Below are 24,205 nucleotides of genomic sequence, written 5' to 3' on the forward strand. Positions count from 1 at the left end.
TCAGTGTCCTCCTCGATAGAGCCCGGCCGGCGTCAACTGCCAGCCCCGGTCCGGTCTGAAGTGTCGGCCATGGTCGCGCTGGAGTGCATCGAGGCGCTCGCGCATGCGCTCCCAGCCGCCTTGGGCGATCTCGTGGAGCGGGCCGCCGCGATGCGGGGCGAAGCCGGTGCCGAAGACGACACCGGCGTCGAGTAGGTCCGGATCCTCGACTACGCCCTCGCGCAGACAGGCGACACACTCGTTGAGCAGGCGGAAGATCATCCGCTCGGTCAGGTCATGCGGCGGTCGATCGCCATGCGGAATGGACTCGTGCACGGCCTGCCCGTCGCGGTAACGATAGAAGCCTTGTCCGCTCTTCTTCCCGAGTCGTCCGTCCGCGACCATCCGGTGCAGACGCTCCGGCGTCTCTTCCGGGGCGGTCAAGGTGGGGCCGAGCGTGTCGGCGACGGCCAGACAGATGTCGAGCCCGACCGTATCGGCGAGCGCCAGCGGGCCCATCGGCATCCCGTAGTCGACCGCGGCCTTGTCGATGGCGGCGATGGAGACGCCCTCGTCGAGCAGATCGACGGCCTCGAGCAGATAGGGCATGAGGACGCGGTTGACCAGGAATCCCGGACTGCTGCGCACCGGCAGCGGGAGCCGGTCGAGTGCGCGGACCGCCGCGAGTCCTCGCTGAATCGACTCGGTTCGTGTCGCGGTGCCCTGGACGACCTCGACGAGCTGCATCCGCGCGACCGGGTTGAAGAAGTGCAGGCCGACGAGACGCCCGGGGTCCCGCAGACCCTCGCCGATGCGCTCGAGCGGGATGCTCGAGGTGTTGGTGGCGAGCAGGGCATGCTCGGGGACGCGCGTTTCGATTTCGGCGAACAGACACTGCTTGAGCTCCGCCTGCTCCGCGACTGCCTCGATCACGAGGTCGGTGCGGGGCAGACCCTCGCCGTCCGGGTCCGGGATCAAGCGGTCCCAGGCCGCGCGGACCAGCCGGGGGTCGCGAAGGCGTTGCTCGAAGAGGCGATGGGCGCGCTTCATGGCACTGCCGATCTGATCGAGCGAGAGGTCCTGAAGGGTCACCGTCAGACCGTTGAGCGCGCACCAGGCCGCGATGTCGCCGCCCATCACGCCGGCCCCGACGACATGAACCCGCTGCGGACGCAGGACCTCCGCGCCGGACAGGGCCTTGAGGCGTTCCTGGAGATGAAAGATGCGCCGCAGGTTCGTCGAGGTCTCGCCGAGCAGAAGCTCGGGTACACGTCGGGCCTCGCCGTCGAGCAGACCCCGTGAGTTATCGCCGTTGGCGCGCCAATGCTCGATCAGAGCGAAGGGGGCAGGGTAGTGCTCCTGCCTCACCTTGGCCGCCGTGCGGCGGGTCATCCGTTGCGCGACCCATCCGCGCACCGGAGTGAGATTGGGCAGACGCTGCGAAAAGCTCGCCCGGCTTGGTAAGGGTGCGGCGCGAATCAGATCGCGAGCGCCTGTCTCCAACTGACGTTGTGGTAGGACTCGATCGACCAGACCCATCCGTTGGGCCTGTCGAGCCGAGTAGGTTTTTCCGGTCAACATCGCTTGCATGGCCGCGACGGGTCCAAGCGTGCGGATGGCGCGCCAGGTGCCGCCGTAGCCCGGGAAGATCCCGAGTCGCACCTCGGGGAAGCCGAGCTTGGTCGCCGGGTCGTCGCTTGCGATGCGATAGCGACAGGCGAGTGCCAGCTCCAGACCGCCGCCCAGACAGACGTCGTGGATCAGGGCGAGCGTCGGGATCGGCAGATCCTCGATGCGGGCGAGCAGGGCGTGGACCCGGCGGATGTGCCGCTCGGCCTCCGAGGGATCGGCGAGCCGATCGAACTCGCCGACATCCGCGCCGGCGATGAATCCCTTCGCCTTGCGCGACTCGATGATCAGGCCCGTGATCGGATGCGCGTGCGGTCCCGACGCGAGTCCTGTTGAGAGGCCGCTCTCGATCTCGTCCAGGCGCGTGTCCAACTCATCGAGTGCAGCCACCGAGAGCAGGTTGACGGCGTGCGACGGGTCGTCGATCCCGAGCCTGCAGATTCCGTCGACGGCGTCTTGCTCGATCCTCCAGAGCGTCTTCATGGCATACCTCCTTCGGCTCGAAGCAGCAGGGCGCCGCCCTGACCGCCTCCGATACAGAGACTTGCAACGCCCCGGATCAGCCCTCGACGCTTCATGGACAGCGCCAGATGCAGGGCCAGACGTGCACCGCTCGCACCGACCGGGTGGCCGATGGCGATGGCGCCGCCCTCGGGATTGAGGGCATCGTCCGGGATCGCCTGGTCCGGCTCGTCGCCGAGCACCTCTTCACGATAGTGGCGATCCGACCAGACCTCCTGGCAGGCGAGCACCTGCGCGGCGAAGGCTTCGTTGATCTCGAAGACGTCGATGTCGGCGGTCGCGAGTCCCTGACGACGCAGCAGCGGGGCCATGGCGTGGACCGGGCCGAGACCCATCTCGGTCGGGTCGAGCGCCGCCCATTGGATATCCATGAGCTGCGCGAGCACCGTCAGATCCCAACGCTCCACCGCCTCCTCTGAGGCCAGCAGGAGCAGCGCGGCGCCGTCCGTGACCTGTGCGCTGTTGCCGGCCGTGACCGTGCCCGTGGGTCGGTCGAAGACCGGGCGCAGCGCGCCGAGCTGCGCGAGATCCGAATCGGCGCGATAGCCTTCGTCTTGAGTATAGGCAGTCCCGTCGGGCGCGATCAGGGGCGTGATCTCGGCGGAGAAGACATGGTCGGAGATTGCAGTCCCCAGGCGCTGGTGGCTACGCAGCGCGAACCGATCCATCGACGGACGATCGATCCCGAACCGCCAGGCGAGATGCTCGGCCGTCTGACCCATCGAAAGACCGACGATGGGGTCGGTGAGCCCCTTGAGCAGGCCGATCACGGGGGCTAGATCGTGCGGGCGTAACTGCGCGAGCAGCCGTCCGCGGGCCGTCAGGCTGCGCGCCCGCGACCAGTTCCCGAGCCACTCGACGAAGGCGCGCCCGAACAGGACCGGGGCATGGCTCATGGCCTCGGTGCCGCCGGCAAGGACTAGATCCGCCCGGCCCGAGCCGATCGACTGCGCGGCGCTGTCCAGGGCCTGAAGTCCGGAGGCGCAGTTGCGTTGGACCGTCCAGGCCGGGGTGCGCTCGCTGCAGCCGAGCCGGAGTGCGGCGATTCGAGCGACGTTCATCTCCTCCGAGCTCGGCACCACGCATCCCAGGATGACCTCGTCGATCGCCTCCGGCGGGAAGGGCTGGCGCAGCAGGAGCGGACGACCTGCGCCGACTGCGAGATCCGCTGCCGTGAAGGGTCCGGGGACACCGCGCGCCTTCAGAAAGGGTGTGCGGCAGCCGTCGACCAGATAGACCGGCCGGGTGTTCGGGCGTGTGTGTTGGTTCATCGCGTCCTCCAGTCGGAGTTTAGGCCGCCGCTCGCGACTCATCCTGAATCCGCAGCTGCCGTGGCCGGAGCTCGACAAAGCTGTCGACCCCGATGACGGCATCGCGAAGCTGCTCCGCCTCGCGAACCGCTGCCGCGTCTTCTGCAGTGATGAGCCGGGCCGCGACCGCTTCGCGAAGTCGCGTCGCGGTGTCGTGATCGGCCAAGCCGCCTTGTCGAACGGCCGCACGCAGCACACCCTGTACCTCGTCCGCGTGCGTCGCGGCCGCCAATGCCAGTTCGATGCGACCGACGGCCAATCGCGGGTCGCGGCTTTCGAAGATCCCCGCCGTCAGGCGATCGCGGGCCGCGCCCGGCTCCATGATCAGGCGGGCCACACGATGGTCCAGCGCGTCGCTCGGTCCCTCGAAGGGCAGGCCGGTCGGGAAGCTGATGACTCTCAGGAGTCGCGCGAGACCGCGCCGGGGGAAGTTCCGCCAGAGCGCGAGCAGCGCCTCCTGGATGCGGACCAGGTGGTCCGCCATGGCCCACTCGACCAGATCCCGGTCGGCATCCGGCCGGCCCTGGTCCTCGTAGTGTTTGAGCGTGCAGGAGGCCATGAACAGCAGGCTCAGGATGTCGCCGAGCCGCGCGGAAAGACGCTCGCGCCGTTTCAGGCTCCCGCCCAAGGTCATCATGGCGAGATCCGCGTTGAGGGCAAAGACGCTGCTCAGCCAGTCCAGGCACTGATAATGGCGACCCGGCCAGCCTTCGACCGGTCGTGCGGCGAGACGCCCGCCGGAAAGTCCATCCCGCAGGGTCCGCAAGAGGTTGCGGATCAGGAAGCCGACATGTCCGGCGATGGCTGCATCGAAGCGTTCCAGCGCGCGCACCGGATCCGGATCTCCCGCGGCCCGGAACTCTTCGAGCACATGCGGATGGCATCGCAAGGCACCCTGACCGAAGACGATCAGATTGCGGGTCAGGATGTTCGCGCCCTCGACCGTGATGGCGATCGGGATCGCCTGATAGACGCGCCCCAGCGGATTGGCGGGCCCGAGACAGATCCCGCTGCCGCCCTGTACGTCCATGGCGTCGTTGATGACCTGCCGGAAGCCTTCGGTGAGCTGGTACTTGAGCACCGCCGAGAGCACGGCCGGATGCTCGCCGGCCTGCAGCGCGGCGAGAAAGACCCGACGTGCGGCCTCCATCTGATAGGTCCGCCCGGCGATGCGTGCGAGCGCGGCCTCGACCCCTTCGAAGTCACCGATCGGACGGCCGAACTGCGTGCGGATCCGGGCATAGGCGCCTGTGTAACGCGTGGCCAGCTTGCCGCCGCCCGCGGAGAGCGCCGGCAGCGAGATACCGCGCCCCTCCGAGAGCGACTCCATCAACATCCGCCAACCCTTACCGATCCCGTCTTGGCCGCCGATGACCCAATCGACCGGGATGAAGACACCGCGTCCGACCAAGGGTCCGTTCTGGAAGGGGATGCCGAGCGGCAGGTGACGTCGCCCGCGCTCGATGCCGGGCGTGTCGGCCGGAATCAGGGCGAGGGTCAAGCCGGGTTGCGGATCGTCGCCGAGCAGCCGGTCCGGGTCGGTCAAACGGAAGGCCAGGCCGATCAAGGTCGCGACCGGTCCCAGGGTGATGTAGCGCTTGTCGAAATCGATCCGGATGCCGAGTGTCGGGCGGCCTTTGAAGACGCCCTGACAGGCGACGCCGATGTCCGGTGTCGAGGCGGCATCGCTGCCGGCCTTGGGGCCGGTGAGCGCGAAGCAGGGGATTTCATCGCCGCTCGCCAGGCGCGGCAGCCAGCGGTCGCGCTGGGCCTGCGTGCCGTAGCGCAGCAACAGCTCGGCCGGACCCAGGCTGTTGGGCACCATCACGGTCACTGCGGCCGTGATGCTGCGACTGGCGAGCTTCATGACGATCTCCGAGTGGGCCGGCGGGGAGAAGCCGAGTCCGCCGTAGCGGGTCGGGATGACGAGTCCGAAGAGACGCTCGCGCCGGATGAAGGACCAGACCTCGGGCGGCAGGTCCATGTCCTCGTGGGTGATGCGCCAGTCGTCGAGCATCCGACAGAGTTGCTCGACCGGGCCGTCCAGAAACGCCTGCTCGGCTGGGCTCAAGCGGGCCGGGGGCAGGTTGCGTAGGCGCGACCACTCGGGACGGCCCGAAAAGAGCTCGGCATCCCACCAAGTGCCGCCGGCCTCCAACGCCTCCTGCTCGGTGCGGGACATCGCCGGCATGACGCGCCGGAACTGTTCCAGCAGGTGTCGGGTGACCAGACCCCGCCGGAGCGGGCCGATGAAGGTGACCGCCGCGATAGCCGCGGCAATGGTGCCGAGTGCAATGAGAGTGATGGTCATGTCAGGAGCCCTCGGTCGAGACGGCCTTCTTCGTCTGAGCCATTCCGAAGCCCGGCGTGGTCGGTTGGGAGTCTGTATCCTCGATGACCGCGTGCGGTCCAGGCGGCGAGGCCGATCCCGATCCCGGACGCGCTCCCGGCAGCCGGAACCGCAATTGCGCCAAGAACGCGCCTGAGCTCGGGCCGTCGAGCGAGGTCAGGCGATCGATGGACAGCTGGCCCATCAGGCGCTGCCACACCGGATCCTGCGCAACGACTCCGGGCGTGTCCGAAGCACCTGTGTCGGTCAAAGGTATGTCGGCACGCGACGGGACAGTCTCCGAGCACCCGCAAGGCAGAGCGCCGGTCGATGCTCGACCCGCGTGATCGGTCATCCGAGCTGCACTCACGGCGGCGCGGTAGGAGCGGCTTCGGTCGCTCAGAAGCACCTGTGTCCTGCACCAGGGCAAGCGGCGATAGAGGCCGATCTCGTCGATTCCGAGGAAGGGATACTTGATGATGTCGAAATAGGGCGAGTAGTCGAAGTCACGCGGCGTGAAGAGACGCGGATTGCGCTTGAAGAAACGCAGGGTGCCGTCGGCATGCCGATCGATGAAGGGCAGGATCGGAAAATCCACCGCGGCGAAGGACTCGGCGATCAATCCGGCGCAGACCGTGCGGGTCACGCCGCCCGCGTTGACCTGGAAGAGGCTCGAGCGCCAGCTCCGCGGAACGATGCCCCATGGCAGGAAAAAACGGGCGAGGTCGAGCAACTGGCGCACGTCGTAGTCGCTGCCGAGCCGACGGATGGCGTACCCGATGACCTGTTGTGCGTCCCCTCGGGAGAGACCGTGCGGCCGACAGATCCGCAGATGATCGTTGGCATAGCTGGTCAGGGGGGAGATGCGTGTCCCTTGACCGATCAGGGCCTCGAGCAGCAGTTGCTCGCTGTGGTCGCGCTGATAGTGCTGCACGACGAGGTTGCGCAGGGTGCGATCTTCGATATCGTGCAGGCGGCCGAGGTAGAGCGCCGCGTGCGTCCAGGCACTCTGGGTGATCAGCTTGATGATGCCGGCGACGCGGGTGCGTCCCTCCACCAGCACCACGTCGCCGGGCTGAAGCTCCTCGCTCAGACGCTTGAAATCGCACAAGGGGACCTCGTGCGGCTCACCTTCCTTGGTCAGCCAGCCGATCATCCATCCCCGGATGGGGGTGCGGAGTCCTGTCATGGCGGTTTACCCGACAAGCGAGCTGAGTTAATCACTCAGACCTTGGCGGGGCCGGGAATGTTTCGGAGACGGCCGGGGCCATCCGACGTGCTCGGTCCCGCCCCGATCGCGCCGTGGCATCCGTCCTGCGATGTCCCGAAGCGGCTCGATGGCGGGGTATCGGCCAAGTTGTAGCGTCTTGGATGGTGGCGTAACTCTTGATTGCCGGTGACCGTCCGGGCGCTGTCTTGGCCGACCAGGTCAAGAGCCTCGATTGGGTCGCCCGCAAGGCGCAACACAAAGGGCGGGTCTCCACCGCCGAGCTGAATGAAGTCAGGACCAAGGCCCTGGCCCTGTTGGGCTCGGAGCTCCAACAATGATTCCTGAATCCGGCCGCGGAGGGTCGGCGGGCGCGGCCGATCGGCGTCCTCAATCGTGAACGGGCGATGTCCGCGCTAGCCCGTTTGAGCAGTCTTGCCGCCACTGCTTGGGACTGAGCCCCGCCCAGCTACGAAAGGCGCGGGAAAAGGCATTGGGGTCGGCATACTGCACGGCCGCCGCGACATCTGCGACCGGAAGATTGGTGTCGTGCAGGAGTTGTTTGGCGATCTCGAAACGCTCTTCATCGACGAGCTGCTGCAAGTGCTTGCCCTCGTGCGCAAGGCGTCGCCGCAGCGTCCGTTCACGGATCCCGAACAGGCGTGCAATCGCATCGGCCGACGCGTTTCCGCCGCGAATCATCTGATGCAGCACACCGCTCACCTGCTCGGCGAAACTCATCGGGTAGTTGGCCGTCGCTTCGCGAATCGCCCGAGCGAAGACGCCATAGAGCCGCGCATCGGCGCCGGCAATGGGCCGCAGGAGCCAGGAGGAGGCGAACAGGATTGCCGAGACCTCGGCGTCGAAGGTCGGGGTCGCTCCGAACACGCGGCGATACGGGGCGATATTGGCGGGTCGGGCGTGCGAAAACTGCAGGCGCACCGGCTGCCACGCGGGACCGCACAGCTCGCGCAGCATGCCGTACCCGATGGCGATCGCGGCATCGAGGATTTGGGCGGTCGCCGGTGTGCCGTGGCGATAGATCGAATACCCCAAGGTGACGCACGAGGGATCGGGGGCAAGCAGGACCGGCGCGGCGCCCCGATCGGTCAGATGCAGATGCAGCAACAGGCTGCGGACAGCGTCGCCGACGGTGGGTGAATGACGCATCAGAGCGCCGAGATGCCCCAGTGCCTGCAGGTTGAAGCGTTCGCCGAGGAGGAGCCCGAAGTGGTTGCACTGCGTGAGTGCGACGCAGATGTCGAGCAGGCGCCCGAGCGGCTCGATCGCGATGCGTGCCTCGGGGTTATCCAGCAGTCCGGGATCCACTTCCGCCTCGGCGAATGCTCGGCCGGGGCTCACGCCCAACTCGGTCAGGACGGCCGGGAGCGCAAGGATCGGACCGACCCAAAGATCGCCGAACCGACCCCGGTTCCCTGAGGCCGGCGCGTCGGCTTCGGGGGGCGGGATCTTCGCTTCGAGGGTGCGGGCATCCTGTGACATTGCCGTTTGTCTCGATCAGGCGCGGCCGGAATTGCAAGGTAGCTTAACAGTCCCTTTGTTAGATTCCACGTCCGGGCGACGTCCACTTTTGCTGTCGATCGATCGGAGCCGTCGGCTTCCGTGAGCCGACAGACGCGACCTCGTCCCTCACGGTCGTTCCTACCCCCTTCGGTATGCCACTGAATCATCAACAAGAGGCCTGATAATGCGTGTGTTAAGCGTGTTTTCTCCGAGGGGACGGCCGCGCTTGCCGGGGCCGATACTGCTGGTCGGTCTCGCGCTGGCAGTCGGCAGTGCCTGGGCCGCCGATCAGGGGGCACGGCGTCATGCCCAGGGCCAATTCGACGGTGCGACCGGTCTCTACGTCGTGGCCGAAGGGGACGACCTGAGCGCGATCGGCGAGCGGCTGGAGGTGTCTGCGGCTGCGTTGAAGGCGGCGAATCAGATCGAAGGTGATCTTCTGCAAATCGGACAGCGGCTCCAAGTGGTGACCGGCGCTCCCGAGGTTACGGCCTCTGGTGGCGTGCAAATCACCGGTGTCCCGGGTGCGCCGGATGCGACGACGACGATCAGCGGCACCCAGCTCCCGCCCCCCGACCCCAAATTCGGCGGCGTCATCAAGAACGACGCCCTGCAATCCAAGCCCTGGTGGGCCCCGCGCGTGGTGCCGCCGCAGGGCGCGCCGAACGTGCTCCTGATCATCACCGACGACGCCGGCTTCGGCGTGCCGAGCACCTTCGGCGGGGTCATTCCGACCCCCTCGATGGACCGCATCGCGAACGAGGGCCTGCGCTACAACCGGGTGTTCTCCACAGCACTCTGTTCGCCGACCCGCGCCGCCCTGATCACCGGGCGCAACCACCATTCGGCCGGATTCGGCGTGATTTCGGAGCAGTCCACCGGCTTCCCCGGCTACAACAGCATCATCGGCAAGGACAAGGCCACCATCGGCCGAATCCTGCTCGACAACGGTTATGCCACCTCCTGGTTCGGCAAGGATCACAACGTGCCGGCCTTTGCGGCCAGTCAGGTCGGGCCCTTCGATCAATGGCCGACTGGCATGGGCTTCGAGTACTTCTACGGTTTCGTCGGCGGCGATGCCAACCAGTGGCAGCCCAACCTGTTCCGAAATACCACCCAGATCTATCCGTTCGAGGGCAAGCCGGAAGGCACCTGGAATCTGGTCACCGCCATGGCCGACGACGCCATCGACTATATGACGCGCATACACCAGATCGACCCGAGCAAGCCGGTCTTCATCAAGTACGCGCCCGGTGCGACGCACGCGCCGCATCACCCGACCAAGGAGTGGGTGGACAAGATCAGCGCCATGCATCTCTTCGACGACGGCTACGAGAAGCTGCGCGAGCGGATTTTCGAGAACCAGAAGCGCCTCGGCGTGATCCCGCAGGATGCGACGCTGACGCCCTGGCCGGCCGACGTCCTGAAGCCATGGGATCAGCTCACTGCGGAGGAGCAGAAGCTCTTCATCCGCCAGGTCGAGGTCTTCGCCGCCTATGCCGCCTACAGCGACCATGAGATCGGCCGTGTCATCCAGTCTTTCGAGGATCTGGGCAAGCTCGACAACACCCTGATCATCTATATCAACGGCGACAATGGCACCAGTGCCGAGGGCGGGCCGCTGGGCACGCCCAACGAGGTCGCCTTCTTCAACGGCCTGAACAAGCTGCCCGCCGAGGTACAGATGAAGTGGTACGAGGTCTGGGGTACCGAGCAGACCTACAACCACATGTCGGCCGGCTGGTCCTGGGCCTTCGATACGCCCTTCGACTGGTTCAAACAGAATGCCTCGCGTCTCGGCGGGATCAACCAGAACATGGTCGTCTCCTGGCCCGCGCTCATCCAGGACAAAGGGGCCCTGCGGGAGCAGTTCGTACACGTGATCGATGTCATGCCGACGATCCTGGAGGCCGCCGGCATCGCCGCGCCCGGGGTGGTCGACGGTATCGAGCAGGCGCCGATCGAGGGCACCAGCTTCGCCTACACCTTCGATGCGGCGAACGCCGAGGCGCCATCGCGGCACCAGACTCAGTATTTCGAGATGATGGGCCAGTGGGCGCTCTACCACGATGGCTGGCTCCTGAGCACCCAGGTCAATCGCGCACCCTGGGAGGCCTTCGGTCCCGCGAATCCGGACCCGCTGAACAACCAGGTGCTTCAGCTCTACGACCTCGGTACGGACTTCACCCAGGCCGCGGACCTCGCCGCGAAGCATCCCGAAAAGCTCGAAGAGCTGAAGGCCCTATTCGTCGCCGAGGCCAAGAAGCACCAGGTCTTCCCGCTGGACGCCTCGGTGGCGGGCCGCATCGTCGCGCCGCGTCCGAACATCACCGCCGGACGCAGCGAGTTCGTCTACACGCGTCCGATGGTGGGCCTGCCGCAGGGCGACTCGCCGCTGCTGCTCAATACCTCCTATACCATTACCGCCGACATCGAGGTGCCCGAGGGCGGCGCCGAGGGAATGATCCTCACCTCGGGCGGGCGTTTCGCCGGCTACGGCTTCTATCTGCTCGAGGGCAAGCCGGTGTTCCTGTGGAACCTGGTGGATCTCGAACGCCTCAAGTGGGAGGCGCCCGATGCGCTGCCCCCGGGCCGTCACACCCTCGAGTTCGACTTCCATTACGAGGGCCTGGGCGCCGGCACCCTCGCCTTGAACAACTTCAGCGGTGTGGGCCGTCCCGGCACCGGCACGCTGAAGGTCGACGGCAAGGTGGTGGATACCAAGCGGATGGAGAAGACCCTGCCGATGATCCTGCAATGGGACGAGAGCTTCGATATCGGCTCGGACACGCTGACCGGCGTGAACGATGCCGACTACCGGCCGGCGTTCGCGTTCACCGGCAAGCTCGAGAAGCTGACGATCAAGGTCGACCGTCCGGAGCTCTCGCCCGAGGAGATTCAGCAGCTCAAGGAAGCGGCTGCCAAGGCGGCGGATCAGCGCTGACGATGATGGCGCCTGAGGCACGCGTACGAGGCACTCCGGTGCGCCGTCGCTCCCGATCGCTCTGTGTGTCTCCGGCCGCGCCTGTCGCGGCCCCGACCCCAAGTGGTGTGTCCGAGATCGGGCCCCGGCGCTTGGACGTTCTCATACCGATCGGAGCTTCAAGCGACACACATGAAACAGACGACACCCGCCCTCGCGGTACTGGCTCGGGCTGCGGCCCTGTGTGCCGGATCGCTGATCGCAATCCCCGCCGCGGCGCAGATCGATCCCTTCGACGGGAATTGGCACTTCAGCGTGACTCCCTATCTGTGGCTGCCGAATGTCAACGGCGACTTGGATTATGACCTGCCGCCCCGCGTGTCGGACGCTCTGCAATCCGATGTCCGCCGCCTCGGCGCGGAGATCGGACCCAACGACTATCTGTCCAACCTGCAATTCGCGTTGATGCTGAGCGGCGAGGCGCGCAAGGGGCCCTGGTCGGTCGTCACCGACATCATCTACCTGGACCTCGGCAATCAGGACTCCGAGATCCACACCTTCCGCGGACCCCGCGGCGAGCCCTTGCCCAACCTGTCTCATCAGGCCGAGACCGGTCTGAGTGCGGCGGTATGGACCCTGGCCGGCGGCTATACCCTGTCCTATGGCGCTTGGGGCAATGCCGATCTGCTTGCCGGTTTCCGCTACCTGGGTCTGGATACCGATTTGAAATGGCAACTCGCGGGCAGCGACGATCGGCTCGATCGCACCGGCAAGGTCTCCTCGAACAAGGATGAGTGGGACGGCATCCTGGGAGTCAAAGGCCAGATCCTGGTCGGGGACACGCGTTGGTTCATGCCTTACTACCTGGATGTGGGTGCCGGCTCGTCGAGCTGGACCTGGCAGGCCGCCCTGGGAGCCGGCTATCGCTTCGATTGGGGCGACGTCACGCTTGCCCTGCGTTCGCTGTCCTATGCGTTCGACGAGAACGATGCGGACATCCGTTTCACCGGCCCCGTGCTCGGGGCGACCTTCCGTTGGTAGGGATGCGCCACGACAGCGCCCGCCCGAGTCACCGACACCTCTATCCGACCACCCAACCCCCGATTCGGAGACGCTCATGACCACGAGAAGACACTTGCTTGCCGCTGCGGCCACGCTGGCGCCCCTGGCCTTAACCCTTAAGTCTGCGATGGCCGACGAGGGCACAGGCGATCGCAAAAAGACGGGCCATACATCCGGAGAGAGGGCGGATTTCCTGTTTGTTCAGAATGCCCGATCCATCGTCCATGCGAACGGCCGCCTCACCCTCAAGGGCATCAGTCCCGCCACGGTGATGTTCTCCGACCGCCCGGAGCGTATCGCCGGCCACATGACCACCGCCCGTTTCGTTCCCTTCTGGAGCGAAGGCGAGGAGAGCTTCCTGCTCGATCCGCCCAACGCGACCCTGTCGTTCCTCGAGAATCGCGACATGGAGGACGTGGTGCTGGTGCTCCAGGAGCCGGAGCTCGTCGGGGATGATCTGAGCTACCAAGTTCGAGTTCTAGAGGGTACGCTTCCCGCCGAAGCCGGACCGGCGTCGCTCTTCATCGACATTATCGGCATGCCCCTGACCCCGGTGTCCTTCGCCGGTGTGGGCCGCCGCAGCTTCCGCCGTGCCGTGATCTATTGACGCACGGTCATCGGGATCGGCCGACCTCACCTGTCCGAGCCAAGATTCAAACCCCAGTCAACTCAAACCAAGGTGCACGTCAGCGATGAATCAGAAGCAAGCTCCCTCCCGTCGATCCGCACTGAACACGGCCTGCTCGGTCGTGGCGTTGACGGCCTGTCTCGCGTTCGGCAGCGCTCGGGCAGCGGACACGGGTCCGCGCGCCCATGCCGAAGGCATGTATGACTCCGCCACCGCCACCTATGTGGTGGTGGCGGGTGATGACCTGTTCGCGATCAGCGAGCGGTTCAAGGTCTCGGTCGATGCGCTCAAGGCCGCCAACAAGCTGACCTCCGACGTGGTCAAGACCGGCGAGAAGCTGGTGATTGCATCCGGCGGTGCGCATGCGGCAGGCAAAGCCGACACGTCCGCGAGCCAGCATGCGTCGTCCAAGAAACCCGATGCCAAGATGACGTGCGAGGAGTTCCTCGGTCTGGAAGAGAGCTTCCAGCCCGAAGCGGTGTCTTGGGCAGTCGCCTACAACGCCAAGGGCGAGCCCGAGGCGGAGGCCGTGGACGTCGAGGGTATCGAGACGGTGGTCCCCTTCGTCGTCGAGGAATGCAAGAAGGCACCCAAGGAGACCTTCTGGCAGAAGGCCAAGGCGGAGATGAAGAAGCTCGAGGCGAAGCTCTAAACCGATGCAGATGATGCCCGATCCGCGCTTGCGGATCGGGCGACCTGAACGGCGCCGGGTCTTCCGCCCGGCAGGAACCGCGGACACCATGAAGAGAGTTTTGACCAAGCTTAAAGAGGAGTTTTTGGCGATTCTACCGCCGACGCTCTATTTCTTCGTCGCCCTGCACCTGGTGTTCTTGATCCGAGTCTTGATGCTCGAGGGGACCGGCATCAAGGTCGCGACCTCGGCCTCGATTGCGCTCGCGGCCCTCATCCTCGGCAAGGCGGTGCTGATCGCCGACTTGCTGCCCATCATCAATCGCTACCCCGAAAAGCCGCTGGTCTACAACGTGGTCTGGAAGACGCTGCTGTATCAGATGGTTGCCGCGGCGGTGCACTATGCCGAGCGTCTTGTCGACTTCGCACGACAAGCAGGCGGTTTGGTCGCCGGCAACGAGAAACTGCTTGCCGAGATCGTCTGGCCGCATTTCTGGGCCATTCAGATCCTCCTGTTCCTGCTGATTCTGATGTACTGCACCCTGCATGAGCTGGTGCGCCTGATCGGCAAGGACAAGGCCAAGCAGTTGTTCTTCGGACCCTTGCCGAGCCACTCTGTTTGAGATCCGACTTTGAGATCCGAGAGGGTAGGACCCCACCCATGCCCCGGATGCTCCCAACCGCCGACATCATTGCCTGTCCGGGTTGCGATCTGCTGCAACGGCTGCCGCCCGTCCCGCCCGGGGCCCGGGCGCGTTGTCCGCGCTGCGGCGAGATCCTGGCCGCTCCGCCGATGGATCCCATCGAGCGGCCTCTGGCCCTTGCCGTTGCGGCGACGATCACCTTCGCGGTCGCGCAGGCGACCCCGCTGATGAGTCTCTCGGCCGTCGGGCGTTCCGCGCAAACCACCATCATCGGCGGTGCGCTGGAGATGTGGACCCGGGGTCAGCCGATCACGGCGGCGCTCGTGTTGATCTGCACGACGCTCGCACCGGCGGCCTATCTCGCTCTGGTCTGCACCGTCCTGTTGGCCGTGCGCCGACCGCCCGCGCCTTCGTGGACCGGTGCCCTGTTGCGTCTGGCGGCGCATGCGCGGGCTTGGTCTTTGCCCGAGGTTATGCTGCTCGGCATCCTGGTCGCGCTGGTCAAGATCGCCGATCTGGCCACCGTGGACGCCGGGGTCGGACTCTACGCGACCGGCGCCTTGCTGGCGCTGCTGGCTGGCTTGGCCACCAGCTTCGACCCGCGGACCATATGGGATCGCGTCGCCTGGCCCACGCAGGACACGCCTCGCTGCCCCGGTTCATCCCTTCCGGAACCAGCCGGCGGAACCGCCGCCCGATGACCGGCACGTCGCTTACCGCCGCGCGCCAAGGGCTGATCTCATGCGGTGCATGCGGACTTTTGGCGCGCACGGCTGCTCCGACCGAAGCGGGCTTCTGCCCGCGCTGCGGCACCCGGCTCCACCGGCGACACCCGGATTCGATCCAGCAGAGTTGGGCCTTGGGGGTTGCCGCCGCCGTCTGTTTCATCCCGGCCAATGTCCTGCCCGTGATGGTCACCGACGCGCTCGGCTCCTCCACGCCCGACACCATCCTGGGTGGTGTCGCATTCCTTTACAGCTCTGGCTCCTGGCCCCTGGCCCTGATCGTGCTGGTCGCGAGCTTCATGATCCCGCTGGGCAAGCTGCTCTCCATGGGCTGGCTGCTGATCGCAATCCGGCGCGGAATCCGCGGCGGGGAGCGCCAGCGGATGCGGCTGCACCGGATCGTTCGGGCGGTCGGACCCTGGTCGATGCTGGATGTCTTCGTCGCGACCTTTACGGTTGCCCTGGTCCAGCTCGATCCACTCATGTCCGTCGAGCCCGGACTTGGGGTCTTGTTCTTCGCCGCGGTCGTGGTGCTGACCATGCTCGCGGCGGAATCCCTGGATCCCCGACTCCTTTGGGGCCGCGACGCGATCGAGCCCCGCCATGCCTGAGCCGATGACGACCGACGACTTGCCCCTGGCCAGCCTCGAGCCGCCGCGACGCCGCCGGGCCTCCGTCGTCTGGATCATCCCGCTCCTCGCCGCCGCGGTGGCCATCGGGATCGCGGTCCAGCGCATCATGACCGAGGGTCCCGTCATCACCATTCTGTTCCGAGACGCCGCGGGGGTTCAGGCCGGGAAAACCGCCCTGCGCTACAAGAACGTCGATATCGGCCAGGTCTCGGCAGTCGCCCTGACCGATCGGTTCTCAAAGGTGCAGGTCACGGTGAAGGTCGACCGCAGCGCCGAGGGTCTGATGGTGCAGGACACGCGGTTCTGGATCGTCGAGCCGCGCGTCACGCTCGGCGGGATCTCCGGGCTCGGTACCCTGATCTCGGGCAACTACATCGGCCTGGATCCGGGTCAATCGGACAAAGCGGAGCGGAGCTTCGTCGGGCTCGAGACGCCGCCTCCGATCACCGACCAAGAGGGGCGGCAGTTCGTCCTCGAGGCACCGGACCTCGGCTCGCTCGGGATCGGCTCTCCCATCTACTACCGTCGACTCCAGGTCGGGGAGGTCGCGAGCTACGCCTTGTCCAAAGACGGCAGCGGCATCGAGATCGGGGTCTTCGTCAAGACCCCCTACGAGCAGTATGTGACCTCCGAGACGCGCTTCTGGGATGCGAGCGGCATCGACGTCTCGCTCGACGCGGACGGGATGGAGGTTCGCACCCAATCCCTGGTCTCGATCCTGGCCGGCGGCGTGGCCTTCGACATCCCGAGCTTTGCCTCGACGCAGGCGCCGTCGGCCGAAGGGGCCGTCTTCCCGCTCTATCCTGATCAGACCAGTGCCATGAAACAGCCCGACCCCGTTGCCCACCGCTATGTCCTCTATACCGACTCGATGCAGGGATTGGCGGTGGGTGCGCCGGTGAAGCTCTTGGGTCTGGCGGCAGGGGAGATCGCGGGCGTCGATCTGACGATGGATCCCGCCACAAAACAGTTTCGCCCTCGTGTCCTTGTCAGCTTCTTCCCGGAACGTCTGATCGCCGAGCTGAGCTCCGAGCAGGAGACACTCGGCAAGAGCCTCGCAAAGGAAACCGGAGCGGCACGTCTCGCGTTCATCCGGCACCAGATCGAAGACCTGGGTCTGCGCGCGACGGTGCGCACCGGAAACCTGCTGACCGGCGAGCGGTATATCGCGCTCGACTATGATCCCGGGGCCCCCAAACCGCAGATCGACTGGAGCCGAGAGCCCTTGGAGATTCCCGTCACGGCGAGCGGGCTCGATGATCTGGAGTCCAAGCTGAACGCGATCCTGGATCAGGTCAGCGAAATCCTCTCCACGATCGACAAGCTGCCGCTCGCCACCATCGCGGCAAACCTCGACAGCGCCGTCAAGAACCTGGACGTCTTGATCAAGGGCGCGGACGCCAAGACCCTGCCCGAGCTGGACCGGACCCTGGAGCAGGTGCGTCGGGCCATGGCGACGGCCGATCGGGTGCTCAAGGCGACGGACCAAACCCTCCTAGGCGAAGACGCCCCTGGCCAGCAAGAGCTGCGCGAGGCATTGCAGGAGATCACCCGCGCTGCGCGTGCGTTGCGGGTCTTCGTCGATTACCTCGACCGGAACCCTTCGGCGCTGCTGCGCGGCAAGGGTAAGGAGAACCCGTGATGCTGCGCCGCCTGACCGTCATCGCCATCCTCGGTGGCCTCGTCATGGGGTGCGCCTCGCCCCCGTCACGTTTTTACACCCTTACCGGCAGCCTTCCGCCCGCCGAACAATCTCGGGACATCGCGATCTCGGTCGGCCCCGTATCGATCCCGTCCGAAGTGGATCGGCCCCAGATCGTCGTGAACGAGGGGCCTTACCGGGTTCGGCTCGACGAGACGCGCCGCTGGGCCGCCCCCCTTCAGGATGCGATCGCGGGCGTCTTGGTCGCCAATCTGAGCGCCCTGCTCGGCACGACACACGTGACTCAGTTTCCCGCGACCGCCGCCACCGATGCTGACTATCGGATCGCGATCGAGGTGCAGACGTTCGAGTCCGTGCCGGACTCCGCGGCCACTTTGGTTGCCGTCTGGCGTATCCGTCGCACCGACGGGGACAAGACGGTCACCGGGAGGACCAGCGTGCGCGAGCCGGTCTCGGGGGCGGATTACGATGCCCTCGCCGCCGCCCACAGCCGCGCCCTGGAGACCCTGAGTCGGGATATCGCCGATGCGCTGAAAGACCTCTATCGGCGCTGATCGCCGGGAGCGACAGATGGTATGATCGGCCGGTGTTGTGGGGTCATGCGACGTGGTGGCACCCGAGCACGGAAGACCGGAAAACGCGGTAAACAACGTCTGACGTCAATGGAAATCCAATTGGAGCGATCCGAGATGAAAATGAAAGAGACGATCACCATTGCAGCTTCGGCCTTGGCCTTGATTCTGTCCACCGGCGTCGCCGCCGAGAGTGCAAAGGCTCTCGAAAAGGCACACGAGAAGGCTGAATCCGACCTGACGCTCGACCCCGCACACGCGAAGGCGGAAGCTGATCTGAAGACGATGGATGCCAAGGGAGAGAAGAAGCTCGATGCGGCCCATGAGAAGTCCGAAGACCATCTGAAGGCGATGGACGAGAAGAAGTAGGCCCAGACGCCGCCGCGGGACCTAGCTCGGTCCCGCGACTCCATCCGCCGAAACGCTCGGCCGGGCGGAGTCCAGCCACACGCAGCTCAAATGGACATCGGCAAATCCCGCGCCCATTCGGCCATCGACAACGCGATACAAATGGCGCCCGAGCCACTCCCGGAACAAGGTTCAATGCTCGGGGTTGCCGAGCCTGCCCCATCAGGACCGATCCGGGTCGCTCTCTATATCGACGCGGATAATCAATCGCCGCAGACTGCCTCCGCGCTTGTTGATTTGCTGTGCGCTGGACTGGGCGCACGCATCGTTCATACGACGATTGCGGGGAACTCCGACGGAAAAGTCAGCGCGGGCTGGTCGGCAGCCCTGCGCGAGCAGATTCCCGCCCTGCCGATCAATATGATTGTAGTGCCGTGCCGCAAGGATGCGGCGGACGCCGCTTTGATTCTGGCTCTGGGAGCGGATCTTGCCGACCACCTTCGGCTCGGCACCCGTGTCGTGTTGGTCTCTCGCGATGCATTACTCCTGGCCGCGGCTGAGCGTGCCAGAGCGGCCGGGTGCCGGATATATGTGGCTTACAGCGACTCCGGAAGCCTAACTGCGCGGGATCCCGGGCTGACGACCTTTTTGCTTCCGGCTCTTCCCGCCTCGGGCGCACAAGCGGAGAAGCCGCCGCTGGTGACGATCGTGCCTAAAGTACCTGCGGAACTATCCGCACCGAAAGCCGAGGTTGCAAAGGTGATCGCTCAGGTGCGAGGCATGTGTAAACAACAGCCTGGAGGTGGATACAGCGCAACGGATGTTGGACAAGCCCTCGCAAAAATCGGTTATAAAACACCCGCCGAGCGCAAACGAGTCATCGCGACCTTTCCCGGACTTCGGGAACGAGGATCCCACCCCCACAAGCTGCTGGTCTTCTAGCCATGGTCACCGTCAATTTCAGTGCTCCGGTTCAGTGCTCCGGCTGAAGCAGATCCGCGAGTCTCTGCGCACCTTCAACCGCAAGGAGTTCCAGGATCTGCTGTTCGTCTGCCGCAGCATCCTGCGCGGTGTGCACAAGATGGACCCGGGCCGCGCCTTCGACACCATTTCGAAGATCCTCTTCATCAGGATGTACGTCGAGCGTTCCGGCTTACACGGCACCTTCACGACCGATTATCTCGATCGCCGCGCCGCCTCGCGGATGCCCAACGATGCGCTGGTCCACGACGGCCTTTTCGATCTGACCAAAAGCTACTACCGGACGGACGCCCTTTTCGCCGAGTCAGACAAGCTCGATATCTCGGAAGAGACCTTCCGCCGCATCGTCAAGCAACTGGAACGCTTCGACCTCTCCAAGACCGGCGACGACATCAAGGGTTTGGCCTTCGAGCGCTTTCTCGGCACCACCGTCCGCGGCGAGCTGGGGCAATTCTTCACGCCTCGCCCGATCGTCGATTTCATGGTCGACTTGCTCGACCCGCAAGAGCAGGAACTCATCTGCGATCCCGCGGCCGGCTCGGGCGGTTTTCTCATTCGCGCCTTCGAGCATGTCCGCGACCGGATCCAGGCCGACGTTCAACGCCAGAAGGACGCGGAACGCGCCCGCATTGAGGCCCTGGAATTGCCCGAAGACGAGGAGGAACGGGAGATCGATGCCGCCTTTGCCCGCCTCAACCGGGAACTGCTCCCCAGCCGGGACGACAATCAGCCCATCGATACCCGTGTCGGCCGGTTGGCCTGGCAGTGCATTTACGGCACCGACGCCGCGCCGCGCGCCGCCCGTACCGCCAAGATGAACATGATCATGCACGGCGACGGGCACGGCGGCATCCACTATCACGACGGGCTGCTGGACATCTCCATCTCCATCAACCCGGACGAGACGGTCTCGCTTAGCTATACCGGCAAGCACGGCGCCAATGGTGTGTGCGAGGTCTCCGGAGACTGACGCGAGCTCGGGAGCGGCGCTGCTGCAAGGCGCCGTCTCGGGCCTGCTTCGGCGTACTCGCCGAGCAGGTCCTGTTGCCTTGACTCCCGCCGGACATCCGGCGATTTGGCTGGCTCTTTGCCGGCCACCATGGATTTGCTTCTCTGCACCGCAGAGAATGCCGCCATGACGACCGAACGAGACGCGCCATTGCAGAGCACCGCATGTGATCGCCGACGCGCGATAAGGGCACTTCTCGTCATCGGTCTCGTCTGGCTGTCGCTGGTCCGTGGCGTCGTCGCCGAGGATAACCGTGCGGATCTGCTGGCCCCGGACGAGCGTGCCTGGCTGGACGCGCATCCGCGAATTCTGCTCGGCGTCGGTGCCGAGTGGGCGCCCTGGGTGATTCCGGTCGGGGAGGGGCGCATCGCCGGATTCGCCGTCGATCATCTGCGGTTGCTCGGCGACAAGCTCGGTATCGAGATCGGGCTCAAGGCGGGTCCTTGGCACGAGATGGTCGCCGCGGCCGAGGAACGCCGGCTTGATGGCCTGACGTTGGCCGCGCCGCTGCCCGAACGCGGCGATCGCTTTCTCTTCACGGAGGACTTCCATACCGTTCACCTCTTTCTTTACCTGCGCGACGGTGACCCCCTGCCGCCGCCGGGACTCGCGGGGTTGAACGGGCGGCGGGTCGGCTATCTGCAGGAGGTCTTGCGGGAACGCAAGCTGCTGGAGGGCCAGGCGTCCATCGAGGCGGTCCCGCTGCCGAGCCAAGCGGCACTGGCGGAGGCACTGTTGACTGGAGCGGTGGACGCAGCCATTGGCTCGTACGCATTGGAGTACTGGCGAGCGAGCAACGGCGTGCTTGGCTTTGGGCCGAAGCGGATGCTGTCCGAGGGCCCTGCGCGGTTGGGGATCTCGATCCGCAAGGATTGGCCGGAGCTGGTCGGCATCCTCGACAAGGGTCTTGCGGCCATCACCGCCGAGGAGTCGGCTGTCCTGAATCGGCGTTGGTTCGGGCGCGCCGATGTCTTCTCGGGCGGTTCGGTGCCGACCGGCTTGAGTGCCGACGAGAAGAGGTGGATCGCCGACCATCCCGTGCTTCGGGTCGGCATCGATCCGACTTGGGCGCCGATCGAGTTCTTCGACGAGCAGCGCCGACCTCAGGGGATCTCGGTCGCCTATATCAGGCTGATCGCCGAGCGTCTCGGCCTGCGGCTCGAGTTCGTCGAGGCCCGGTCCTGGGCAGCGGCCGTCGCGCAGTTCCACCGACGCCAACTCGACCTTCTTCCGGCGGTGGCGGCGACGCCGTCGCGCCGCCAACGCTTCGACCTGACCGATCCCTACGTGTCCTTTCCGGCCGCGATCTTCGCGGCGGCCGATGTCGCCTATTTGGGCGGCATCGAGGCGTTGCAGGGGAAGGTCGTCGCCGTGATCGAGAGCGAGGCGGTGCATGATTGGCTGCGCGAGCAAGAGCCGAAGATCCAGTTGCTGCCCGTTGCGGATACGCCCGCGGCCTTGCGTGCGGTCGCGCGGGGCGATGCCTTCGCCTTCGTCGGTAACCTTGCGGCCACCAGCTACTACATCGGCGCATCCGGTCTCACCGAGATCAAGGTGCTCGGGGAGACCCCGTTCGTGTATCGCTTGGGAATGGCGGTTCATCGCGACGAGCCGATGCTGGCGACAATCCTGCAAAAGGGCCTGGATGCAATCCCCCGTTACGAGAGGGATGCGATCTACAACGACTGGATCTCGATCCGCTATCGCGTCGAGGCGGACTGGGGACTCTTGTTGCGGGTCGCCGCGGGTGCCGCGCTGCTGCTGGCGATCGTCGGTTGGTGGGCGTTCAGTCTGTCCCGGGAGGTACAGCGCCGACGCCGGGCCGAGGCTGCGCTTGCCGAGTTGTCTCGCGGACTTGATCAGGCGCTTGCCGAGCGCACCCATGAGCTTGCCGGTGCGAATATCCGGCTGCGCCGGCTGGCGGTGGATCTGTCGCTCTCGGATGAGGCCGCGCGGGCGCGTTTGGCGGGGGAGCTGCACGATAGTCCGATGCAGAAACTCGCCTTGGCGCAGATACAGGTCGAGTCCGCCGCGCGTGATCCCGATGACCCGGAGACCGCGGAACTGCTCGGCGCCGGACAGGCGTTGCTGAGCGAGGCGATCGCGGAGCTGCGCACGCTCCAATTCGATCTGAGTCCACCGCTGCTGGCGCGTCAGGGTTTGGCTGCAGCGCTGGCATGGCTCGCCGAGAGCACCCAAGCCCGCTGGGGAATCCGGATGACTTGTGCGTTGGATCCGGATCTGCCTCAACCGGGGCATGAGGCGTCCGTCATCCTCTTCCAGTGCGCCCGGGAGCTGGTTTACAACCTCATCAAACACGCGCGGGCCAGCCGCGGCACCATCCGATTGCAGGCCCGAGAGGGTTGCCTCGAGCTGATCGTGGAAGACGACGGGATCGGCTTCGACCCGAACGCACCGCAGCCGCGACCGCGCCCCGATGGAGGCTTCGGGCTGCACAGTGTCCGCGAGCGCTTGGCCTTGATTGCAGGCGACCTCGCCGTCGAGCCGTCCGCACCCGGTACCCGTGTGCGCATTCGCTTTCCGGCCGACTGAATGGACTGATTCGATGACGCTGACCCTGCTCCTCTGCGACGACCACCGTCTGTTCCGCGAAGGACTGGCCGGCCTACTGCAACAAGAGGCGGGCTGGGAGGTGATTGCCCAGGCCGGCGACGGTGCGGAGGCGATTCGACTCGCCGGCGAGCTTGAGCCGGACCTAGCCGTGCTGGACGTGGCGATGCCGGGTCTCGGCGGTATCGAGGCGGCAGAGGCGATTCGCGTCCGATCCCCCCGAACTCGGATCGTCGCGGTGTCGATGTACGGCGATTTCCACTATCGCAAACGGATGCTCGCCGCCGGTGCCGCCGCCTATGTTCTCAAGAACGAGGCCGGCGCCGACCTGATCGCCGCGATTCATGCGGTACTGCGGGGCGAAACCTTCATCAGCCCTTCGCTGGTTTCCCCGAACCAGGGTCGGGATGCACTTCGGTCAGAGCGTTGTCCCGATCTGGATCAGGCTGCGCTGACCGGGCGCGAGTGCGAGGTGTTGGGACTCCTGGTCCGCGGCAGACGCACCAAGGAGATCGCCGCGGAGCTCGGCATCAGCGCCAAGACGGTCGAGACGTATCGCGTTCGCCTCATGGCCAAGCTCGGAATCGACAACCTGGCCGGTCTCGTCAAGTTCGGGATCAGAGTCGGGATCGCGCCGTTGGAGTGACCTTCGATCCCCACAATCGGTGTTGGCCGTCGCCGTCGTCGTCTCGCTCCCGGAGCAACTGACCCATGTCTATCGCAACGGCGTGCGGATCGGGGTGTCGACCTGCTCGACCGGCAAGCCGGGTCATGACACACCGACCGGCGTCTTCACGGTGCTGGAAAAGGACACGGACCACAAATCATCGACCTACAACAACGCCCCCATGCCGAACATGAACCGCCTGACCTGGGACGGGGTCGCGCTGCACGCGGGCAAGCTGCCCGGCTATCCTGCCTCGCACGGCTGCGTGCGACTGCCCTACGCCTTCTCGGAGAAGCTCTGGACGGTGACGCATCCGGGCACGCCCGTGATCATCGCCGGATCACACTCGGATCCCTGGGAATTGACGCATCCGGGTTTGGTGCTCGGGGCCTATGCCGAGGAGGAGCTCGAGGACGCCGTTGCGGGCTTGGAGGGAAAACGTCATCCCTCCGACTGGAAGGCGGCATCCGAGTATCCGGTGACCACGGTGATTGCCTCCACCGCGGATGGCAGGATCGTGACCGATAACCCGATGCACCCGGATCGCCGATCCGGTCAGGATTTCGTCATCATGACCAGCGCTTGACGTCTTGGCGCCGCCAAGCCCCGAGGATGCGTGTTCCCGACATCGCAATCGGGGCGCAATCCCG

At 65.8% G+C, this 24,205-nt stretch carries 21 protein-coding genes; 16 read left to right on the plus strand and 5 right to left on the minus strand.

What is annotated here, in order from left to right; genetic code table 11:
* From BLV04_RS02175 to BLV04_RS02190, 4 genes are read right to left on the minus strand one after another with little or no spacing between them, the layout of a single operon-like run.
* Positions 1 to 2,091 carry a 3-hydroxyacyl-CoA dehydrogenase NAD-binding domain-containing protein gene (locus BLV04_RS02175; protein ID WP_093027624.1) on the minus strand — a complete coding sequence of 697 codons (2,091 nt, stop codon included), beginning with the start codon at positions 2,089 to 2,091 and terminating at the stop codon, positions 1 to 3.
* Complete coding sequence (locus BLV04_RS02180; RefSeq protein WP_093027626.1) at positions 2,088 to 3,401, minus strand: acetyl-CoA C-acetyltransferase; 1,314 nt, start codon at positions 3,399 to 3,401, stop codon at positions 2,088 to 2,090. The genes BLV04_RS02175 and BLV04_RS02180 overlap by 4 nt, the downstream gene beginning before the upstream one ends.
* A gap of 19 nt (positions 3,402 to 3,420) precedes the next feature.
* Positions 3,421 to 5,751, minus strand: coding sequence for an acyl-CoA dehydrogenase (locus BLV04_RS02185; RefSeq protein ID WP_093027628.1), 2,331 nt, complete (start codon positions 5,749 to 5,751; stop codon positions 3,421 to 3,423).
* Between the two features lies 1 nt (position 5,752).
* Positions 5,753 to 6,958: a YiiX/YebB-like N1pC/P60 family cysteine hydrolase gene (locus tag BLV04_RS02190; RefSeq protein WP_175534451.1), complete on the minus strand. Its 1,206-nt coding sequence runs from the start codon at positions 6,956 to 6,958 to the stop codon at positions 5,753 to 5,755.
* 197 nt (positions 6,959 to 7,155) lie between these two features.
* On the opposite strand from BLV04_RS02190, the gene BLV04_RS24270 reads away from it, so the two are divergent.
* Complete coding sequence (locus BLV04_RS24270) at positions 7,156 to 7,317, plus strand: putative type II toxin-antitoxin system PemK/MazF family toxin (protein ID WP_139191844.1); 162 nt, start codon at positions 7,156 to 7,158, stop codon at positions 7,315 to 7,317.
* A 49-nt stretch (positions 7,318 to 7,366) separates the two neighbouring features.
* On the opposite strand, the gene BLV04_RS02195 is transcribed toward BLV04_RS24270, so the two are convergent.
* Complete coding sequence (locus BLV04_RS02195) at positions 7,367 to 8,479, minus strand: AraC family transcriptional regulator (RefSeq protein WP_093027632.1); 1,113 nt, start codon at positions 8,477 to 8,479, stop codon at positions 7,367 to 7,369.
* Positions 8,480 to 8,726: 247 nt separating this feature from the next.
* Between BLV04_RS02195 and BLV04_RS02200 the strand changes: the two genes are divergently transcribed.
* The 15 genes from BLV04_RS02200 to BLV04_RS02270 all read left to right on the plus strand — a co-directional run bounded on the left by BLV04_RS02200 (position 8,727) and on the right by BLV04_RS02270 (position 24,141).
* Positions 8,727 to 11,444, plus strand: coding sequence for a sulfatase-like hydrolase/transferase (locus BLV04_RS02200; protein ID WP_245731668.1), 2,718 nt, complete (start codon positions 8,727 to 8,729; stop codon positions 11,442 to 11,444).
* Positions 11,445 to 11,615: 171 nt separating this feature from the next.
* On the plus strand, positions 11,616 to 12,464 hold the full coding sequence (locus BLV04_RS02205) for a hypothetical protein (protein ID WP_093027634.1): 849 nt from the start codon (positions 11,616 to 11,618) through the stop codon (positions 12,462 to 12,464).
* A 76-nt stretch (positions 12,465 to 12,540) separates the two neighbouring features.
* On the plus strand, positions 12,541 to 13,092 hold the full coding sequence (locus tag BLV04_RS02210; RefSeq protein ID WP_175534452.1) for a hypothetical protein: 552 nt from the start codon (positions 12,541 to 12,543) through the stop codon (positions 13,090 to 13,092).
* Between the two features lie 85 nt (positions 13,093 to 13,177).
* On the plus strand, positions 13,178 to 13,765 hold the full coding sequence (gene hdeA, locus BLV04_RS02215) for an acid-activated periplasmic chaperone HdeA (RefSeq protein ID WP_093027636.1): 588 nt from the start codon (positions 13,178 to 13,180) through the stop codon (positions 13,763 to 13,765).
* Positions 13,766 to 13,853: 88 nt separating this feature from the next.
* The gene (locus BLV04_RS02220) at positions 13,854 to 14,366 is read left to right on the plus strand and encodes a hypothetical protein (RefSeq protein ID WP_093027881.1); all 513 of its coding nucleotides are present in this window, start codon (positions 13,854 to 13,856) and stop codon (positions 14,364 to 14,366) included.
* 38 nt (positions 14,367 to 14,404) lie between these two features.
* Positions 14,405 to 15,088, plus strand: a complete 684-nt coding sequence (locus BLV04_RS02225) for a paraquat-inducible protein A (RefSeq protein WP_245731670.1) — start codon at positions 14,405 to 14,407, stop codon at positions 15,086 to 15,088.
* Complete coding sequence (locus BLV04_RS02230) at positions 15,085 to 15,723, plus strand: paraquat-inducible protein A (protein ID WP_093027640.1); 639 nt, start codon at positions 15,085 to 15,087, stop codon at positions 15,721 to 15,723. The genes BLV04_RS02225 and BLV04_RS02230 overlap by 4 nt, the downstream gene beginning before the upstream one ends.
* Positions 15,716 to 17,386, plus strand: coding sequence for a PqiB family protein (locus BLV04_RS02235; protein ID WP_093027642.1), 1,671 nt, complete (start codon positions 15,716 to 15,718; stop codon positions 17,384 to 17,386). Before BLV04_RS02230 ends, BLV04_RS02235 begins: the two co-directional genes overlap by 8 nt.
* Complete coding sequence (locus tag BLV04_RS02240; RefSeq protein WP_093027644.1) at positions 17,386 to 17,961, plus strand: PqiC family protein; 576 nt, start codon at positions 17,386 to 17,388, stop codon at positions 17,959 to 17,961. The genes BLV04_RS02235 and BLV04_RS02240 overlap by 1 nt, the downstream gene beginning before the upstream one ends.
* 141 nt (positions 17,962 to 18,102) lie before the next feature.
* Entirely contained in the window at positions 18,103 to 18,348 is a 246-nt protein-coding gene (locus BLV04_RS02245) for a hypothetical protein (protein ID WP_245731672.1), read from the plus strand.
* 90 nt (positions 18,349 to 18,438) lie between these two features.
* Positions 18,439 to 19,269, plus strand: a complete 831-nt coding sequence (locus tag BLV04_RS02250) for an NYN domain-containing protein (protein WP_093027646.1) — start codon at positions 18,439 to 18,441, stop codon at positions 19,267 to 19,269.
* Between the two features lie 34 nt (positions 19,270 to 19,303).
* On the plus strand, positions 19,304 to 20,278 hold the full coding sequence (locus tag BLV04_RS02255; RefSeq protein ID WP_217633638.1) for an N-6 DNA methylase: 975 nt from the start codon (positions 19,304 to 19,306) through the stop codon (positions 20,276 to 20,278).
* Positions 20,279 to 20,443: 165 nt separating this feature from the next.
* Positions 20,444 to 22,870 (plus strand): sensor histidine kinase, encoded by a 2,427-nt coding sequence (locus BLV04_RS02260; RefSeq protein WP_175534453.1) that lies wholly within the window; start codon positions 20,444 to 20,446, stop codon positions 22,868 to 22,870.
* 13 nt (positions 22,871 to 22,883) lie between these two features.
* Positions 22,884 to 23,534, plus strand: a complete 651-nt coding sequence (locus tag BLV04_RS02265; protein ID WP_093027650.1) for a response regulator — start codon at positions 22,884 to 22,886, stop codon at positions 23,532 to 23,534.
* Positions 23,443 to 24,141 carry a L,D-transpeptidase family protein gene (locus BLV04_RS02270; protein WP_093027652.1) on the plus strand — a complete coding sequence of 233 codons (699 nt, stop codon included), beginning with the start codon at positions 23,443 to 23,445 and terminating at the stop codon, positions 24,139 to 24,141. The genes BLV04_RS02265 and BLV04_RS02270 overlap by 92 nt, the downstream gene beginning before the upstream one ends.
* Positions 24,142 to 24,205 lie beyond the last annotated feature (64 nt).

Source organism: Thiocapsa roseopersicina (genome assembly GCF_900106925.1).
GTDB classification, from domain to species: Bacteria; Pseudomonadota; Gammaproteobacteria; order Chromatiales; family Chromatiaceae; genus Thiocapsa; species Thiocapsa roseopersicina.

Bases quoted from the DNA above. Each gene is read 5' to 3' on its own strand.
- BLV04_RS02175 (WP_093027624.1), bottom strand. From the start codon at position 2,091: ATGAAGACGCTCTGGAGGATCGAGCAAGACGCCGTCGACGGAATCTGC.
- BLV04_RS02180 (WP_093027626.1), bottom strand. From the start codon at position 3,401: ATGAACCAACACACACGCCCGAACACCCGGCCGGTCTATCTGGTCGAC.
- BLV04_RS02185 (WP_093027628.1), bottom strand. From the start codon at position 5,751: ATGACCATCACTCTCATTGCACTCGGCACCATTGCCGCGGCTATCGCG.
- BLV04_RS02190 (WP_175534451.1), bottom strand. From the start codon at position 6,958: ATGACAGGACTCCGCACCCCCATCCGGGGATGGATGATCGGCTGGCTG.
- BLV04_RS02195 (WP_093027632.1), bottom strand. From the start codon at position 8,479: ATGTCACAGGATGCCCGCACCCTCGAAGCGAAGATCCCGCCCCCCGAA.
- BLV04_RS02205 (WP_093027634.1), top strand. From the start codon at position 11,616: ATGAAACAGACGACACCCGCCCTCGCGGTACTGGCTCGGGCTGCGGCC.
- BLV04_RS02210 (WP_175534452.1), top strand. From the start codon at position 12,541: ATGACCACGAGAAGACACTTGCTTGCCGCTGCGGCCACGCTGGCGCCC.
- hdeA (WP_093027636.1), top strand. From the start codon at position 13,178: ATGAATCAGAAGCAAGCTCCCTCCCGTCGATCCGCACTGAACACGGCC.
- BLV04_RS02220 (WP_093027881.1), top strand. From the start codon at position 13,854: ATGAAGAGAGTTTTGACCAAGCTTAAAGAGGAGTTTTTGGCGATTCTA.
- BLV04_RS02225 (WP_245731670.1), top strand. From the start codon at position 14,405: ATGCCCCGGATGCTCCCAACCGCCGACATCATTGCCTGTCCGGGTTGC.
- BLV04_RS02230 (WP_093027640.1), top strand. From the start codon at position 15,085: ATGACCGGCACGTCGCTTACCGCCGCGCGCCAAGGGCTGATCTCATGC.
- BLV04_RS02235 (WP_093027642.1), top strand. From the start codon at position 15,716: ATGCCTGAGCCGATGACGACCGACGACTTGCCCCTGGCCAGCCTCGAG.
- BLV04_RS02240 (WP_093027644.1), top strand. From the start codon at position 17,386: ATGCTGCGCCGCCTGACCGTCATCGCCATCCTCGGTGGCCTCGTCATG.
- BLV04_RS02245 (WP_245731672.1), top strand. From the start codon at position 18,103: ATGAAAGAGACGATCACCATTGCAGCTTCGGCCTTGGCCTTGATTCTG.
- BLV04_RS02250 (WP_093027646.1), top strand. From the start codon at position 18,439: ATGGACATCGGCAAATCCCGCGCCCATTCGGCCATCGACAACGCGATA.
- BLV04_RS02260 (WP_175534453.1), top strand. From the start codon at position 20,444: ATGACGACCGAACGAGACGCGCCATTGCAGAGCACCGCATGTGATCGC.
- BLV04_RS02265 (WP_093027650.1), top strand. From the start codon at position 22,884: ATGACGCTGACCCTGCTCCTCTGCGACGACCACCGTCTGTTCCGCGAA.